Genomic DNA, 15907 nt, shown 5'->3' with positions numbered 1-15907 from the left:
GCCGGTCACTGACCTGCGCAAACGCAGCGGTAGGCGCTATGACCTGCTGAAATCGTGCTGGTCAGTACCGATCGCTACCTAGCCCTATCGGTGCTCGTGTGTACCCGGTGCGTACCGGTACGCAGGCCTCAAGGCCCCCATCCTCACAGGTGGGGGCCTTCTGCTTTAGGCGAGATAGTTCACCGCGAGGGCGACCGCGCGCACGCCTGCGGGAAGGTCGCCATAGCGGATCTGGAATCGGCACTTAGACGCTGAACGGCGGTCCAGCACGTACAGCGCCCCGTAAAGCTCCGTCCGGTCTGCGTCGAAAATGTGAGTCCAGGAACCTGTCGGCTTGCCGTCGTCGGCCTTGCAAGCCTCCGTGTTCTGTACGGTTCTGAGCGCTGCGATCAACGAGGGCAAGACGGCATCGGGCAGGCTGACGGCTCGTGTGGATCGTGCGGTGACGTCGTCGGCTTCGCGGGTCAGCCGGACGGCGTTCTTGCCGAGAACTGCGCTCCATCCGGCCGCGTCGGCGGGCATCTCGACGGTCCATTGCGGGTCACGTTCGCGGACGTTCCATTGGTCGTCGAAGTCGAGCGGTCGGGGGTCGATCATGGCCAGTCCTGCGCGCTGGTCCACTCGACGCCTGTTGGCCGCTGCCCGGCGGTGGTCAGAAACTCGTGAGCCGCTTCCCTCACGACCGTGACAGGGATCTCCGCGTCGTCGGGGTACTCGAAGTCCGCGCGGCCGAAGTAGTACGTGATGTCTTCCCACTCCGGGAGAGGGAACGGCGTACCGGTGTTCTTGCTGTAGGACGTGGGTACGTCCGGAGCTGCGTAGCGAAGCGTTCCCCGGTCGCCGTTGAGCCCGACGAACAGGTGTGGTTTGTTGGTGTCGCCGTCCGTGATGAGCTGCGCCATCTGCAAGGCTCCAGCAGCCACGACGTCGTCAAGGACCCGCTCCAGGTCTTCCCCGGTCGTGACGATCACGGGCTTGTCGGTGTGGCCCTCGTACCACGCCTCGATCATTGCTTCGGCCTTCCTCGATACGTGTGGGTGGTCGGCGTGCCGTCTTCGGCGGTGCCGTGCACGGTCAGTGTCGCGCCTGGGGGCAACACGGCAGGTAGGAGGGTGTCGCAGCCCAGGGGGCCGGGGCACGGCGTGTTGTTGATCGTCACGACGACGTTCGTCAAACCGGTCTGCGCCATGTGTACGGCTAGCTTGGGCTCGACGTGCGAGGCGATGGCGTATTGCCCCATGCCGATGGACTCCAGGTGAGCGGCCGTCTGCTTGTACATGTCGTCCTTCATGCCGCTCTTGATGGGCGCGAACTCGGCGCTGTCATCGTCGGCAGCCCATCGGCCGTGCGTCTTGGCTCCGCTGTTCTTGATGACCGGGGGCGGCAACTCGGCGCGCTGTCCGTCGAGCCGCTCTTGAGAGACCGGGGCCGGTTTCTTGGTTGTGGTGTGCACCCCATGCCGGCCGCGGGGCTCAGGCTCAGACTTACCCGGGTTGACCTGCGGTTCTGCCGGAGGTGGCCCAATGAGCCGCGAAGCGTATGCCTCAAGGTCGCGTTGAGCCTGGACAAGACGGGTGATCAGGGGCGCGAGTTCCTCGACGCGTACACGCTCAACGTCCCCCGCAAGCGGGGTCACTTCCTGATTGGTCGACCCTGCGAACGCCTTGCTGTAGTGCCCGTGCAGCTCGGACAGCAGACCACCGACTTTTTCCAGGTGCGACCGTCCACGCTCGGCGGCGTTGATCGCTTTCCGCACAGCCCTGGCGATTGCTTCGACGTCATCCAACGCGCCCCCTCCCTACCGGTGCGGGCCGATCATGACACGGAGCACCGACAGTCGAAGGCGGGTCAGATCTTCATACCTACCCAACCGGCAAATGACGCCAGACTTTCATTCCTTCGCCGCTCGGCCTCCGCGATGCCACGTAGCGTCTCGCGCACGCTCGGGTGAAGACGGGTTTGCTGCGGTGCGACTTTACGAGCACGGTTCAGCGCATCCAAGGCATGGGTCGGTTGCCCGGCGAGCAACCAGCCGCGCGCCGTGTCCTGCCAGTGGTGCCCGGCCCGTGGCGGTGCAATGCCAGTAGGAAGTTTGAGCGCCATGCCTTCGCTCGCAGCGCGTTCGGGGTCCCCGGCTTCGAGCTCTACAGCGCACGAGTGGATGCCGACGTTGCCGACGCCGAAAAGGGTTCCGTAGGCGTCACTCTCGCCTGCAACTCGCTTAGCGAGGTTCCGAGCTTCCGCGATGTGTGCACGAGCGATGTCGGGTCGCCTGCCGCGTGCGGCTGAGATTGCGCCTGCCAAGTGTGCGTAGCCGCGCACCGCAATGGCGGGTTCGTCGTCACCGGTGACGTCGTCTAGCCCCTGTTCAACGAGCGACAGGCTTACGTCGGTGGCCCCTAGGTACATCAGCAGACGCGCACGCTTGACCTTTGCTTGAGCAGCGTAAAGACGGTCATTGGCCTGCGCGCCAACCCACTCCAGCCGGTCGACGGCCGGTGTAGTGAGCGACATGTACCCGAATCGGCGGAACAGCCGTTCAGCGGTCACATACCCAGCCGAGAGCAACGAGAAGGCGCGCCCACGGTCCTCATCAGAGGCTGCCTCCCTGACCGCGCCGTGAGCCTGCCTAAGAAGGATCGGCAGACGCGCAAGAGCAATCCGGCCCTTGTCGTTGCGATAGAGCTTGTTAATCGCGTCCATCTCGGCAAAAAGCGTGTCGAGTGGCTCTGGCTGCACTTGCTGGACGTACTGCCCTTCCGTCAGCACGGCCCGCAGGTCAGAGAGCCCTTCGAGCGGTCCATCAGCCTCGATCGTCTCGGTGTACGGCGTGCCCGTCAGTTCTTCGGGCTCGACCTTCAAAACACGCGCCACGGTCGCCACAAGGGCAGGCGACGCGGGTTCCCGCCCTTGCTCAACCTTCTTGACTGTTGACAGTGCGTAGTTAGTTCTGTCAGCCAATTGGACCTGTGACCAGCCCGCTAGCTTACGCTGCGTTGCGATACGGGTGCCGATGCTCATATCCACGTGTGAGCCTCCGCTAGGTGTTGGTCAATTCCACCTCAATCGTACCTGCGTAACCCGAACGGGGAGTTACGTACTCCGAACGGACTGTCCCTTTACTGTCCCTTCGGGCTCTTGATCTTCCCTACCGTCAGTCGAGCGGCACGGGACTGTGCCTTCGTCCTCTACAAGCCGCACCGATGCGGGAGGTAAGAACGTGGGGACGCTTCATCATTGCGACGCGAGCGCGCGAACACGCCGTGCGCGAGCGCACGAGGCGGAGTGGACGCCATGACGTCGACTCTGACTAGTCAGACTGTTGTCAACGGGGAAGCGAGTAGCGCTCCAGTCGCCTACGCGTACATGCGGGTCCCGCCCGACATCGAAGACGACAAGGTCCAGCGAATGGAGCTGGAATTCGGGTTCTTCGCCGCACGCAAGGGCCTAGCCCTGGCAGGCATCTTCCCTGAATTCGTGTGCGGTGTACACGACGCGTTCGAGGAGCTTCTAGAAGAAGTTCAGCGTACCGATGCTCATTACGTCATCATCCCCACTCTCCGACATCTGGCGAGAAACGGGTTTCTGCAAGACGTCCTACTTGATCGTCTCCGCTTTGCAGGCGCGGAAGTCTTCTGCTTGGTGGAGGACTCATGACCGACCGCGTACCGAACCCTTGGGGCTTGGCCGTTGGGATCGGCCTGTTCACGCTCGCGTGCGCGGTCGGCGTCTATGTCGAGTGGCGTCGAAGGCATCCACGCCCCTCATCCGGGCCAACCGTCGACCAGCTCATTGCCCGTATCCGAGAGGAAGCGTCCACCGAGTCCGCCCGACGCTGGAAAGAGCCGCTTACACCGGAAGCCGCGCCACCCCTGACTGTCCGGGTCGGGCCGTACGTGAAAGACCACATACTCAACGGCTCGCGTGTTCCTGAGCCGCGAACCTCTGAGATGACCGTACGAATCCCGGCCTACCCCACGCAACGCGACCGACGCACCACGTCAGAAAACACGAAGGTTGGAATTTCGCAATGAACAGCGACGACATGATGAACGCACTCAAACACGAAAGGTGGACCAAAGTCTGCTTCAGGAATGAAGCCGAAGTAGTTGGACTGGCTTACATCTATTTTCGCGAAGAGTACGCGGATGTATTCGCCCTGCATGGCGATAACACCGCGAACGCGTACCGCGCAAACCTCAAACTCACGGCAGATGGGGAGACAAACGCCTTCAAGCCTTCGTCTGTCGCGTGGGCATGTGTCGGCCAATCCGAAGTGGTGTTCTCTGCGCTCTTGGACTTGCCGAAGCCAACCCCCGGCGCGCCAGTGATCGAGCTTCGAGACAATAAAAACGGCTGCATCCCCGAAGAATGGATGCGCCTACAGTTCGAGTTCCTTTCAAGCCCAAAGTAGACCGTGCCTGACCTGGGCGAGCAATTCGATGCTCTACGCCAACGCGGTTGGACACTGTGCTGCTTCGGGGCAGGCAAAGACTTCACGGGACTTGGCGCGTTGATCGAGCGAGGATCGTACACGGATGTTCTGGTCGTTCGCAGTCCGGAGAGCGCTTCGGCCTTCGGAGCCATGCGCGTCGAGAATGGAAGCCCGTTCTTGCCAGACTTCGTTTGCTGGAGCCTGCACGGCCAAGCCGAAAGCATCATGATCGCAGCCTTGAACATCCCTGACGAAAGCAAAGCTCGTCCCGTATTCGTGCGCGACAAGCTGTGCGCGATCCCGGCGAGTTGGCCAGAGCCGCATATCTTGAAGCCAGAAGATCCAATCTGAACACGGCATGTTTGAAACTGAGGACCAACGAGAAATGACAATCGACGCAGAGTGTCGCGCCGTACTGGAAGCGCTTTGCAAGTATCCCAACGGCGCTACGTTCGACGTGCTTAGGCCGCAGCTAAAGATGCCCGATAAGGACCTGTACTCGGCTCTCAGGCGTCTTCGAAGCGCGGGAAGAGTATTTGGAGAACCTCGTCGGACCGATGAGGATTCGTTCAGCAAGATGTACTACACGGCCACTGGGATAGGCGGCGAGTCTCCTGCGCCGACTTCACCCGATGCAGCGTGAGCAGTGGCGACGTAAGGACCGCTCTTCTGCGTGTCGCTAACTTGGTAGACGGCGACGTCACCGGAGGACTAGATCTCACGATGGAAAAATGGAATGCGGCGCTCGTGGATTTCGAGACCGCCATAACTGGGTGCGTCAATCTAGAAGGCGTCGACACCGCGAAGCGGATATTTGATGCGGGCTGCGAGTCGCTCGACGAGTTCATGCGGAGGCAGGACGCAGTCCTGAAGGAGATATTGGCTATCGCTGGGCGGTTGTGAGCACCCGACCGCAAGCATGAGGCCCCCTCTCGGCGCGGGGAGGGGGCCTCTGTTGTGCCTGAGATCAGTTCTGGCACTTCTCCGGGCCGTACTTGTCATTCTGGTAGGCAAGCGCGCGGTCTTCCGCACTGCGCACCGTGACGCTGTAAAAGTCAACCTTGGACGCCTTGGCCGACTCGTGCGCGGCTTCGCATATCGCTACCGTGGTCGTCTTGTCTTTCTTGGTGAGGGTTGACATGACGATGACGGCGGCCCCGTCGAGCTCTACCAGGGTGACTTTGTCGTGCCACGGCGCGGATGCGTTGTCGGCGTGAAAACGTTCGCTGAGTGCGATACTCGCCGCGTCGGCGACGGGCGCGGGCGTGGCTGGGATCGATGACGAGACAGCCGGGGCCGGGGCAGTAGCGGGAGCGGGAGCGGGTTCACTGCCGCACGCAGACGTGAGGAGAACAGCGGCCACGATGGCGGCGAATGCAGCGGCCCGGCGGCGGAGCTTCGGCAGGGTGTTAGTCACGGCTTTCTATCGTCCCGTTCGCTCAAAAGGTTACTTTGCTTGTGCGCCAAAGAATTGGCTAAGAGAAAGGCCCCCTATCTGTAAAGATAGAGGGCCTTCCCGCTCGGGCTAGAACCGGCGTGTAAGTCCGTCCCTGCCCGAGACGCGCTCAGGGTACCAGCGCGGCCCTGCACGCCCGTACCACCTTTGGCGCTACTTGACGGCCGCAAGCCTGCGTTGTGGCCGCTTACGAGCCGCCTTGGCCTTCACGGGCTCCGGCGCCTGGTGAGCGTCTTCGTAGACCTTCACCAGGTCAGCGGAAACGCGGCCTCGGTCGGACACGGGGTGCCCGTTCGCGCGCAGCCATACGCGCATCTGGCCCGGCTTCTCGCTGCGCGGCGTTGTCGCCACGGGCGTACCGGTGCCGCGCACCTTTCGGCCACCGACGCGGCGGGCGTTGGTGACGTAAGGCGCGAGAATCTGCCGCAGGTCTTCCGTGCGTTCGTCGGACAAGTCGATGCTGTACGACAGACCGTCCAGGCCGAAGAGCACGGTGTCCGCGCCGGGGGTGCCGTCAATGTCGCACACCATTTCGACCGCTACTCGTTGTGCCACTGAATGTTCCTCACTCTCAATTCCCCATCTATCTCTCTCACCATATCGCCCCGACGTCGGGTTGTGTTTCATTTTTCTTGAACTTCGTCGGCGGGGCGAAACGCATTTGTGGTGCGCACTACAAGGTCTTTGTGGTGTGCACCCCACGCCGGCCGCGGTGACCGGTCGTGGTGTGCACCCCAAGGTGAAATTGACCTGTTCCAGGTCGAGCGGATCTCGCGTCTACTTCCGGTCGACCGAGTGCGGGTATCGCGCTGCGGTGACGACGTGCGTTCGCGGTACTCCTGCCTTCGTGCGGCACTCGCGAACCGAGAAGCTCGCTCCGGCAGGAAGTTCGACGATGTGGTGTGTCACACCGTGTTCGCAGGGTGAGACCCGTTGCAGGGTGACGGCCGCCATCACGCGGCGGCCTCGCTCTCGGTCTCGGTTGCGACCCACTCCGCCGCGTCGAAAAGGTCGACCTCTGCGACCTCGAACACGGTGGCCGTGATCTTCAGCGCGGCGGCCCGCCGGGTCAGCTCGGCGAAGGCCGCGCGCTGGTCGACCGTGGCGGCTTCCGTGCTGCGGTCGTCGACCTCTGACGCGGTGACGGTCATGCGGTCGGCGAAGTCGGCCGCTTGAGCGCTGGACAGGATGACGCTGCGGTTGCCTCCTCCGTCGACACCTACCGAGATCAGGACGCCCTTGTCCGACTCGGTCCGCCCGACGTAGACCCCGCAGACTTCTCCGGCCTTGCCAGTTCCCGCGAGCACGATGCGGAGCTTGTCGGCGACGGAGCGGGCGTCAGAGCCGGTGAGGTCCAGCTCGGCCGCGTCCGCGTAGCCGTCTGTGCTGTCTGCCTCGTTGATCGTGATCAATACCGAGTGGCTCGATGAGGCCAAACCGATGTAGTCGGCGTCATCGGTCGCGCAACGGTAAATGTACATTCAATTTCCCCCTGAGCTTCGTATTGTGCGTGTTAAGCAGCCCGGCACGGGTCGAAATACGGTGTTCGTGGCGCGACTATTTCCGGGCATTCGTCGTCTGCGAGCCCTTCATGGGTGATCCCGATTTCGTCGGCGGCCATCCCCAGTTTTTCGAGTGCCGACGACCGCAACCGGCGTACGTGGCGTACCGACACCCCGAGCAACTCGGCGGCTTCCTCATTTGTTGAGGCACTACCGGTGAACCCGCACACGGCATCAATGACTTCGCGCTCACGGTCGGTGAGATTGGCGCGTTCCAGTAGCCGCCGGACGTCTTCGCGGTCTTCGACTCGGTCTAGCTCGTCGGTGGCCGTTGGGTCGGCGGTCATGTCGGCGTAGGTGAGTCCGGCCGTCGTCGCCGCGTCGTCCCATTGAACCGGTGTGCCGAATGCCGATCCGTGGACCGCCCAGAACGCCGCGAGGCTCCAGCCGAAATGGGAGCGTGCGTACTGAACGGCCGCAATCGTGTTGTAGGTGCCGCCTTCGTGCGCGGTGGCGTTGAGAGCTTCGCGAAGCTTGCGCCGTTCTCGTCCAGGGACCTTCGGTCGGCCGGGCCGTTGTGAGTCGACCAGGTCCACGAGATGGCGGCTTACAGCGCGCCCGATGTACGGGCCGACGTTGCCACCGAAGCGCTCGCCGATCAGGCCGGAGCGGGCGTCTTCGAGAAGGCGGACAGCGCCTTCCTGGTGAAGGTCTTCGCGGCTGAGCGCCGAGTCTCCCGCGATCCTCGCGGCGGTGCGCTCCAAGTCGGTCGCCACCCGGACGTACAGCGGCAGCTCGGCCGAGTGATCCCCCTTCGTCACTCCCGCGAGCAGTTCGGGAGTGGTTCGCGGGTCGGCGTGAGCCTCGCCTGCGACGGTATTGCTTGCTAGCCGTGCAATGTGGCCCGACAGTGCCGCGCCTTGTGCCTGTACCGACTTCCCCGCATCAATTTGTTTACGCAGCGTAGTGACTAGTTCACTTTGCCGGGCGTTGCCCGTGGTCAAACCACTTCCTCCTTCGTGCGTCCCCCGACGCCCCTACCCTCGAATGATCAAGCTAGCGCGAGTCGCCGAACGTATGTCTAGGAAATAAAGTTCCGCGAAACCCGTAACGCTCGGAAGCGCGCACAAAAGACGCACAAAACCCGCACAGCGTCCCGATAGGCACTTTGCCGCCATCCTGAAACCTACGGCCTACCTGCACGTAAATCGAACCTACGTTCGATACCTGTCAATTGCTCGAAACGCACGCACGGAGGGCATTTTGCAGGTCGCATATTGCATCTCCTTGCCTGGGTGACGACGATCACAAGCAAGTCACCTTGAGTTGCTAGGCCGTTCGAGTGAACTTCCGTCCTCTGGTGGACCGACCTAGGACTCTTCAAGCATGTCCGCCGCGTGGCGCGCTCGACGGGTCGCCGTCTCGGCATGCAGTACCGCTTGCACCGCGTGACGACGTGTGGCCTCCAGAGCGCCGTACATCCCCCGTCCTTCGCGGGCCAGGACGATGTCCTCAACCGGCCGGTTGACTCCGTCGCGTGACGACGAGACCAGCGCTTTGGGGGCAGCTACCGATGCCACGTCAGCCAATCCGGCGGCCTTCTCAAACGTAAAGGCGGCCCGTCGGAGACGCGCGGCAATCGCGATAAAGCTATCGGCTCTCATGCTCATTTCATTGATCCCTCTCAATGTCGGCAATGGCTAGCAATTCGTCCGCGCGCGCGAGATACGCGATAGCGGCCCGCAGGATCTCTGGGGACTCGCGAAAGTGCCCGATGCCCGCGTTACAGGAGTGGCACAGCAAGGCGCGCACGGTGCCGGACACGTGGTCATGGTCGACCATGAGTCCAAGGGGAAGCCGGTCTTCATGTCGGCCGCAGACTGCGCACCGGTAGCGCTGTTGGGCGCGCAGCTCGTCCACGTCGGCGGCCGTGATGCCGTACCGGTTGAGGTACCGCCGGTTGCGGGCCGCGTCCCGGGTGGCCTGGTGCCGGAGCGCGGCGGCCTGCCGGGCGCACGGGATGCACACGCTCCGGCGCCCGTCCTTGCTCGACGCCCGGCGGTAGAACTCCGCAAGCGGCTTCGTCTCGCCGCAGGCCCGGCAGACCTTCCCCGCGTCGCTCACTCCTGCGCCCACGTTCGCCACAGCTCACGGACCGCCGTCCGCTTGTCGGCGAGAAGCCCGTCGAGTCGGCCGGGGAGCCAGTCGGCGAGCGTCTTCGGTCCCTTGGACAGGTTGCACGTCTCGCAGGCCGGAGCGACGTTCCACGGCGCGTCGTCACCTCCCAGGACGAGCGGCCACACGTGATCGATGTGCGCGGCCTTGTCGCCGCAGTAGGCGCACCGGTCGCGGTAGAGCCTGCGCAGCCACGGCACGTCATAGGGCAGCGCGTACACGGCCCGATCAGCGGCCCGCACGGCGTGACCCCGGGCGCGTTGCCGATCCCGGTAGTTCGGGAAGGCCCGGTACGCCTGGTCTCCGAACTCGCGGAAGTACCTCACGGCCTGCCCGGCGAGTGCGTCCAGGCAGGCGCCCAGGTCATCTGCGGGTTGGGGTGCACACCCCACGTCGTCCCCGCGGCCGGCTCGAGTACCTGCCTGTGGTGTGCACCCCAACACGGACGCGGCCTCACAGCGGAGCGCGATGTGGTGCGCTTCGGCTCGCAGGGCGGCCCGGTCCACGTCCCCGTAGGCCGCCAGTACCCGCGCGGTCTCTTGTCGGCGGCGGGCCTTGAAGTGGTCGGTGGCGCACGAGCGGCATAGGACGAGCTTGCGCGGCCACATCGGATACACGCGGACACCTTCGGTTGTGCCGCAGCGGCAACGCGCCATTGATCCCCCCTTTCTTATGCGGCGGCACCGTAGAGAGATCCCCAGGTGCGTCCGCCGATCTCCAAGTCAGTCGTGAGCGGCACGCCGAAAAAGTCGTCGACCGCCATGGCCGTTTGAATCTCCCGGCCGATCTCGTCGGCATCGGCGCGCGGCGCGCAGAACACCACTTCGTCGTGAACCGGAAGCCGTAGGTAGTCGGTCAACCCGCGCTCGTCGAGGCGCAACAGGGCTTCGACGAGCACGTCCCGCGCCGTCGACTGGACCATGTAGTTCGTTGCGGCATAGAGCCGTCTGCGGTCCAGTGGGAGCCGCCGCCCGGACGGCGTGATGACTTCCTTTGCTCCCCATTCGGCGCGGTTCTGCAAGCGCTTCGAGTAGCGGCGCACCCCGGCGTACACCCGGTCATAAGCCCGGATGGCGGCCTTCACCTGGTCCAGCGGTGCTCCGGTCTGCCGAGACAGCGTGTCGGCTCCACCGCCGTAGACCTTGCCGAAGCCCACGCCCTTGCAGATCTTGCGGTGGTACTCGGTGAACTCCGGGCCGTAGATCAGCTCGGCGGTGAAGCCGTGCAAGTCCCGTCCCGCGTGGATCGCTGCGGTCATCTGCACGTCGCCGGACAGCGCCGCAAGAATCCGCATTTCCACGGCTTGGTAGTCCACCGTGCCGACCACGCACCCGGGTTCGGCTTGCATGGCCCGCCGGATCACCCAGTCCCCGGATGGAAGTTGCTGAAGTGGCGGCCGGGAAATCGACATCCGCGCCGTTCGGGCCGCCAAGCTCGTGATGTCCGGATGAATCCGGCCGCCGGAGTCCCGAAGCGCAAGCATCGCGTCCGCGTAAGACGTTTTCCACTTCGCCGCGCGCTTCGCGCGAAGTACCGCGTCCGCAAGCGGATTCGCGTCACGAGCTCCGATCCGCTGCCACTTGCGGTCCAAGTCCGCGAATGGCAACAGGACTTCCTTGTCCACCTTGAGCGCGCCGGAGTCCGTTGTCTCCGTGAGGATCTCGCCCATGCCTTCGAGCGCGGCGGAGATCTGCGCGGGCGCGTTCACCGACGTAATCCCGTACCGGCGGGCTACGGCGGTCCACTCGTCGGCTTCGGCGAGCAATCGGGACGCCAACGTCTCGGTGTACTCGACGTCCAGCAGGAAGCCGCGCGCTTCCATCCGCGCGCACACGAGCGCTACGGCGTGCTCGAACTCGGAGAGCCGTTCGTACCCGCCATCGTGAGCAAGCGGGCCGAGTACCGCGAACAGGCGCGCGGTCAGGATGACGTCCAGTCCGGCGTACAACGTGTACAGCTCGTTGTCCCACGCGATGGCGGCCCACCCGGTGTGTTTCGTGTGGCCGATCTTGCGGAACTCGGCGTACAAACCTGTTTGCGTGTCCGGCGCGTCCGCGTCGACATGCCGAGCGGACAACGGCTTGAGCCCGTGACCGATACCGCCGGGGTCCTGCTGGCCACGCGGGTCAAGCAAGTGCGCCAGAATCCGCGTGTCCGTGATCCGGCCCCACAGGTCCACCAAGTCGACGCCCAGGTGTACCGACACGGCGAGCGCATCGAATTTTGCGTTGTGCGCCAACAGATACGGCAACGATTCGAGCGCCTTACGAACCGCGGAATGGGCTGCGCACCCAAGCCCGGCCGCCGCGTCGAGCGGGATCACCCACGCGTCGCGCCCGGTGCCGAACTGGACCAGGCGCACCCGGAACCCCGGCGTGAAGATGTCGAGCCCGGTCGTCTCGGTGTCGAAAGCAACCGGACGTTTGTGGTTGGTGCGGCACCAATCCAGGAACGCGCGGAGATCATCGGAGGTCTCGGGAATCCGGATCGTGACCGGGTTACCGGCAATGCGGTAGAGCTGTTCGCGCATCATCCCCCTTTCTGGCGCGCAGAAGAACCGGGCCACACGGAAACCTTCGTGACCCGGCCCGCTCTGATGTGCTGTGCGGGCTAGCCCGCCTGATGCTCATCCGGTCGCGCCATGCGCACACCGACAAGTGTTTGACCAACCGACTTCTTGACGCGAGTCACTTTGCGGGACTCCAGATTTCTCGCGAAATCCCTTGGACCCCAACGCATCACTTGCATGACCTGCTCTTCGTCACGCCAGTTCTGGAACATGTCCCACGCCTGTTTCTGCGTGATTGCTCCCTTCGGGTCGTGCACGAGCACGCCCGGCAGGAAGCCGTCCATTAAGTCGGACTGTTGCCGGTACTCAGCGACGGCGGCCCGGATCGAGTCCGGCTCCCGCAGTCCATCCGCGTACCACTCGGCCGCCCCCTTCACCGCCCACGCAAGGATTCCCGGCGCTTCGTCGAGCAAAGTCCGCGCAAGCATCGGGTCCTTGTCTTCGTCTCCGAACGAGCGCGTGAACGGGATAAGCCTCGTCCTGCGCCAAAAGCCATCGTCCTGCCCACGCACATCGGGCCGGTAGTTGGTGGCCATGAGCATGAGCGCGGTCGGCTCGAACGTAAAGACTCCCTTGTACAGCTCGCGCGCGGTAACCGGGTCGCCCGCCGTGAGCTGTTTCAACAGGGCCTCGTTCAGCCGCAGCCCCTCGGATAGCTCCGACATCACGGCGAGTCGCACCCCGCGCAAGGCGGCAAGGGCCGGGTTCGCCGCACCCGGGTCGTAGGACCGCTGGTAGGCGACGGCCGCTTGGGACACGTGCCCGGTAATGCCACGCAGCACGTCCGCCAACGTGTTGACGAAGACAGACTTTCCGTTACTGCCGTGACCGTAGAGCAAGGCGAAGACATGTTCGCGGGTCTCGCCGGTAATGCCATATCCGATCAACCGCCGCATGTATGCGGGAAGCTCCGGGTCCACTGGGAAGATCTCGCCGAGAAACTGAATCCATCGTGGACACTGCGCATCCGGGTCGAAGTCCTGCCGGATGAGCTTGGTCAACCGGTCGTCGCGGTGATGCTTGCGCAGCTCGCCCGTCCGGAGATCCACGGTGCCATTGGCGAAGGTGAGCAGATGTGGTCGAGCGTCGAAGTCCTCGACCTCTCGGCCGGTGATCGTGCGCAGGTGTTCCAGCGCGGCCCGGATGCCCGAATCCATGTGCATCCGGCGTGTGACCTTCAGCGCTTCCTTGTACATGCTCGACTCGTCGCCGAACTTCTCCCGCAGCTCGGAAAGCTCGGCCGTCATGGCGTCGGCGACCCGGTGACCGATAGCCCTTTCCCGGGTCTGACTCATCACGGACCAGACTTTCCCGTTCCACGTCAGAAAACCCACGCCGTCCACATAGGCCGTGTCCTGCCCCACGATGTCGAGTGCCCGGCGGGCATTGGCAATGTCGGTACCTTGCATCGGGACGCGCTCCCTTCGCGGCTTGGGGATCTTTGGCGGTGCCTGGTCGGTCGGCGTCCAGGCGGGCGCGTCGGACACGGCCTTGTGCAACGCTGCGGCGAAGTCGACGGCCTGCGCGGCCCGCCACTCCGCCAAGTCCTTGCGCGCCTCCGGGATGCTCAGCACACGGGCCGGAACGCCGAGTGCGGCCAAGTGCGCGCCCAACGCGTCGTTGAACTCCCGGCCGCTGCGGTCGTTGTCTCCCGCGATCACGAACACGGCTCCGTCCGCCGCGCCGTCGACCAGCTCTCGCGCTGTCCGTTCCTGCCGGGCTACCCCGGCACCCCGGACGGCCACGGCTGTGTATCCGGCGGCCACGGCCGTGAGCGCGTCGCCGGGTCCCTCGGTGACCACCACCGTGTCAAAGCTCGACGACGTCCGAAACACGCCCGTGGCGCTCCACCGCATCCCCTCCTGCGGGCTCGCCAGATTCACCCACCGGGCCGGGCACGCGCCGCCGACGTCACGGCCTTGCAGCCCACGCGGTGAGCCGTGCCAATCGAGCATCGGGACGACAAGACGCGGGTGAGCGGTGTACGCCTGCGTACGGAAGTCCCGGCCCCGAATGGTCACCGTGCCGTCGTCGTCGCCGAGCTGAAGTTCCCGCCCCATCTCCTCGGTCAGGCCAAACCGGTCCAACGCGTACACGGCGCTCACTGAGCCGGAGAAGTGCTCCGCTGCGGCGGTCACGTACTGCATGAGTGCGGCGACCGCGCCGGGGTCGAGCTCGACGGGCGGGACGTCGGACAGGGTCGGCTCTCCGGTCACCCGGAACAAGTCGGCGGTCTTGAGCCCGGCCGCCTTCAAGACGTCGTCGGTCGAGCATCCGGCGCGGCAGTGAATGAGTGCCCGGCCGTCCGGCTTGAGCGAGACGAACAGGGACGGCCGCCCGTCGGCGTGCGCTGGACAGGCGACCAGGACCCCGCCCTTGTCGTCGAGCACGGCCCCGCCCCCAAGCGCCTTGAGCAGCGCGTCAACGTGCATGAACTGTCTTCCCCCTCTTCCTCGGTTGGGGTGTGCACCCCATGGGGTCCCCGCGGCCGGCGTGGGGTGTGCACCACAAGCTGGGCGAGACCTGATGAAACGACGAAAGGCCCCCGGGACCGTCCACGTGGGACAGCCCCGGGGGCAGGTTGGGCGAGCGCCTAAGCGGCGCCCCTGATGGTGATCTCCGGACGGTGGTACTCGACGTGACGGCCGGACTTGGTGTCGTACTCGACGAAGGTCAACTTCAGGTCGGCCTTGACCGGACCGTCGGCCGCGCCTAGCTCGCGCTCGATCTGCGGCAGGTCGTTCACCAGAGACCACGAGCCGGACGAGAACAGGAACATTCCAAGGTCAGGGTCGTCCGCCAGGCGGAAGCGAAGCCGGATGTCAGGCTTGGGGCCACGGCCCGACTTCGCCTGCTCCTTGCGCTTGACCAGTTCGCGCGGGCATCCGCAGGCGTCGCCGATCTCCTCATCCTCGGGGTGGCCTTCGATGAAGTACGCCCCGTCACAGATGTGGATCGGCCCGGCCTGCCCGTAGAGGGCCATCCGGGTACGCAGAGCGGAAGCGTCCTCGATCACGACGGACACGCTCGCGGAGTCGGTCATCACCTGAAGGTTGTCGGACTTGTCGGTGTCCCACTCCTCCGGGGTGCCGCCGTACAGCTCGGCCATGCGGTCGGCGACGTCCGGGTCATCAGACGTCACGCGCCACTCGGACAGAGCCTGCGGGCGGCGGCCAATCAGGATGCCCGAGCGGAACCGGCCGACGATGTCGTCAGCGAAGGTGGAACGCGCTTTGGGCTTTGCATCCGGATCGGTCTCGAAAATACGCAGCGACAAAGGATATCCTCGCTGTCGTTTGTGGACCCCAGTGGTCCACAGGGGTTCTTAGGCCCCTCTCTCAGTCAGAAGCGGAACGGGTCCACCAGGCGCGGGTACGGGTCGCGGTACAGCGACGGCCGCAAGTACTCCGCAAGCCGTCGGGCGTCCGCCGCGCGCTTGTCCTGCAATACCTTGGAAGCGGCGGCCTTCTCCCGCGCTACGCGCTCACTCGCGGCCAAGTCGGCGGCCTTGGTGAGGGCTTCGCCGATCTCGCGGGCCTGCGCTTCGGTGAGCGGAAGTCCCTTGAAATCCCCGTTGTCGGCCGCGATCTTCACCGTTGCCGCGTTCAGGTCGTTGTCCGCCACACGGTTGACTCGCAGGGTTCGGCGGTGCGCGGTGACCAGCGCCGGGAATGGCGAGATGGTCTCGACCGTCGCACCCTTGGGCAGCTTCGCCGTGTCCGGCTTGTCGGTGGTTTCGTATGTGACCTTGTGCGTTGCCATGAAACAGT

Annotated in this window: 19 protein-coding genes; 4 read left to right on the top strand and 15 right to left on the bottom strand. The window is 64.6% G+C overall.

What is annotated here, in order from left to right:
* Nucleotides 1-165: 165 nt before the first annotated feature.
* The 4 genes from ACFV15_RS23440 to ACFV15_RS23425 all read right to left on the bottom strand — a co-directional run bounded on the left by ACFV15_RS23440 (nt 166) and on the right by ACFV15_RS23425 (nt 3021).
* A complete protein-coding gene (locus tag ACFV15_RS23440; RefSeq protein WP_378352703.1) occupies nt 166-597 on the bottom strand; it encodes a hypothetical protein in 432 nt (143 codons plus the stop codon).
* Entirely contained in the window at nt 594-1010 is a 417-nt protein-coding gene (locus ACFV15_RS23435; RefSeq protein ID WP_378352702.1) for an Imm1 family immunity protein, read from the bottom strand. The genes ACFV15_RS23440 and ACFV15_RS23435 overlap by 4 nt, the downstream gene beginning before the upstream one ends.
* Nucleotides 1007-1786, bottom strand: a complete 780-nt coding sequence (locus tag ACFV15_RS23430) for a DddA-like double-stranded DNA deaminase toxin (protein WP_378352701.1) — start codon at nt 1784-1786, stop codon at nt 1007-1009. The genes ACFV15_RS23435 and ACFV15_RS23430 overlap by 4 nt, the downstream gene beginning before the upstream one ends.
* 62 nt (nt 1787-1848) lie before the next feature.
* Nucleotides 1849-3021, bottom strand: a complete 1173-nt coding sequence (locus ACFV15_RS23425; RefSeq protein WP_378352717.1) for a helix-turn-helix domain-containing protein — start codon at nt 3019-3021, stop codon at nt 1849-1851.
* Between the two features lie 387 nt (nt 3022-3408).
* Here ACFV15_RS23425 and ACFV15_RS23420 point away from each other — a divergent pair, with 387 nt between their 5' ends.
* From ACFV15_RS23420 to ACFV15_RS23405, 4 genes are all read left to right on the top strand, one after another.
* On the top strand, nt 3409-3657 hold the full coding sequence (locus ACFV15_RS23420) for a hypothetical protein (RefSeq protein WP_378352700.1): 249 nt from the start codon (nt 3409-3411) through the stop codon (nt 3655-3657).
* Nucleotides 3658-4030: 373 nt separating this feature from the next.
* Nucleotides 4031-4414, top strand: coding sequence for a hypothetical protein (locus ACFV15_RS23415; protein ID WP_378352699.1), 384 nt, complete (start codon nt 4031-4033; stop codon nt 4412-4414).
* Nucleotides 4415-4417: 3 nt separating this feature from the next.
* The gene (locus tag ACFV15_RS23410; protein ID WP_378352698.1) at nt 4418-4786 is read left to right on the top strand and encodes a hypothetical protein; all 369 of its coding nucleotides are present in this window, start codon (nt 4418-4420) and stop codon (nt 4784-4786) included.
* Nucleotides 4787-5074: 288 nt separating this feature from the next.
* A complete protein-coding gene (locus tag ACFV15_RS23405; protein WP_378352697.1) occupies nt 5075-5338 on the top strand; it encodes a hypothetical protein in 264 nt (87 codons plus the stop codon).
* 64 nt (nt 5339-5402) lie between these two features.
* Here ACFV15_RS23405 and ACFV15_RS23400 read toward each other — a convergent pair whose 3' ends face one another.
* The 11 genes from ACFV15_RS23400 to ACFV15_RS23350 all read right to left on the bottom strand — a co-directional run bounded on the left by ACFV15_RS23400 (nt 5403) and on the right by ACFV15_RS23350 (nt 15899).
* A complete protein-coding gene (locus tag ACFV15_RS23400) occupies nt 5403-5852 on the bottom strand; it encodes a hypothetical protein (RefSeq protein WP_378352696.1) in 450 nt (149 codons plus the stop codon).
* 192 nt (nt 5853-6044) lie between these two features.
* Nucleotides 6045-6446 carry an Lsr2 family protein gene (locus ACFV15_RS23395; RefSeq protein WP_378352695.1) on the bottom strand — a complete coding sequence of 134 codons (402 nt, stop codon included), beginning with the start codon at nt 6444-6446 and terminating at the stop codon, nt 6045-6047.
* Between the two features lie 398 nt (nt 6447-6844).
* Nucleotides 6845-7372, bottom strand: coding sequence for a hypothetical protein (locus ACFV15_RS23390; RefSeq protein WP_378352694.1), 528 nt, complete (start codon nt 7370-7372; stop codon nt 6845-6847).
* Between the two features lie 32 nt (nt 7373-7404).
* Complete coding sequence (locus ACFV15_RS23385; RefSeq protein WP_378352693.1) at nt 7405-8397, bottom strand: RNA polymerase sigma factor; 993 nt, start codon at nt 8395-8397, stop codon at nt 7405-7407.
* A 366-nt stretch (nt 8398-8763) separates the two neighbouring features.
* Nucleotides 8764-9063 (bottom strand): hypothetical protein, encoded by a 300-nt coding sequence (locus tag ACFV15_RS23380; RefSeq protein ID WP_378352692.1) that lies wholly within the window; start codon nt 9061-9063, stop codon nt 8764-8766.
* 1 nt (nt 9064) lies between these two features.
* Entirely contained in the window at nt 9065-9517 is a 453-nt protein-coding gene (locus ACFV15_RS23375; protein ID WP_378352691.1) for an endonuclease VII domain-containing protein, read from the bottom strand.
* Nucleotides 9514-10176 carry an HNH endonuclease gene (locus ACFV15_RS23370; RefSeq protein WP_378352716.1) on the bottom strand — a complete coding sequence of 221 codons (663 nt, stop codon included), beginning with the start codon at nt 10174-10176 and terminating at the stop codon, nt 9514-9516. The genes ACFV15_RS23375 and ACFV15_RS23370 overlap by 4 nt, the downstream gene beginning before the upstream one ends.
* A gap of 62 nt (nt 10177-10238) precedes the next feature.
* Nucleotides 10239-12098 carry a DNA polymerase gene (locus ACFV15_RS23365; RefSeq protein ID WP_378352690.1) on the bottom strand — a complete coding sequence of 620 codons (1860 nt, stop codon included), beginning with the start codon at nt 12096-12098 and terminating at the stop codon, nt 10239-10241.
* An 80-nt stretch (nt 12099-12178) separates the two neighbouring features.
* The gene (locus ACFV15_RS23360; RefSeq protein WP_378352689.1) at nt 12179-14569 is read right to left on the bottom strand and encodes a phage/plasmid primase, P4 family; all 2391 of its coding nucleotides are present in this window, start codon (nt 14567-14569) and stop codon (nt 12179-12181) included.
* A 161-nt stretch (nt 14570-14730) separates the two neighbouring features.
* Nucleotides 14731-15414 carry a hypothetical protein gene (locus ACFV15_RS23355; RefSeq protein ID WP_378352688.1) on the bottom strand — a complete coding sequence of 228 codons (684 nt, stop codon included), beginning with the start codon at nt 15412-15414 and terminating at the stop codon, nt 14731-14733.
* 65 nt (nt 15415-15479) lie between these two features.
* The gene (locus ACFV15_RS23350) at nt 15480-15899 is read right to left on the bottom strand and encodes a hypothetical protein (RefSeq protein ID WP_378352687.1); all 420 of its coding nucleotides are present in this window, start codon (nt 15897-15899) and stop codon (nt 15480-15482) included.
* Nucleotides 15900-15907 lie beyond the last annotated feature (8 nt).

This window comes from Amycolatopsis sp. NPDC059657 (assembly GCF_042734395.1).
Classification (GTDB): domain Bacteria; phylum Actinomycetota; class Actinomycetes; order Mycobacteriales; family Pseudonocardiaceae; genus Amycolatopsis.
Note: the sequence above shows the minus strand (reverse complement) of the source record. Positions and strands in the feature narration are given on the sequence as shown.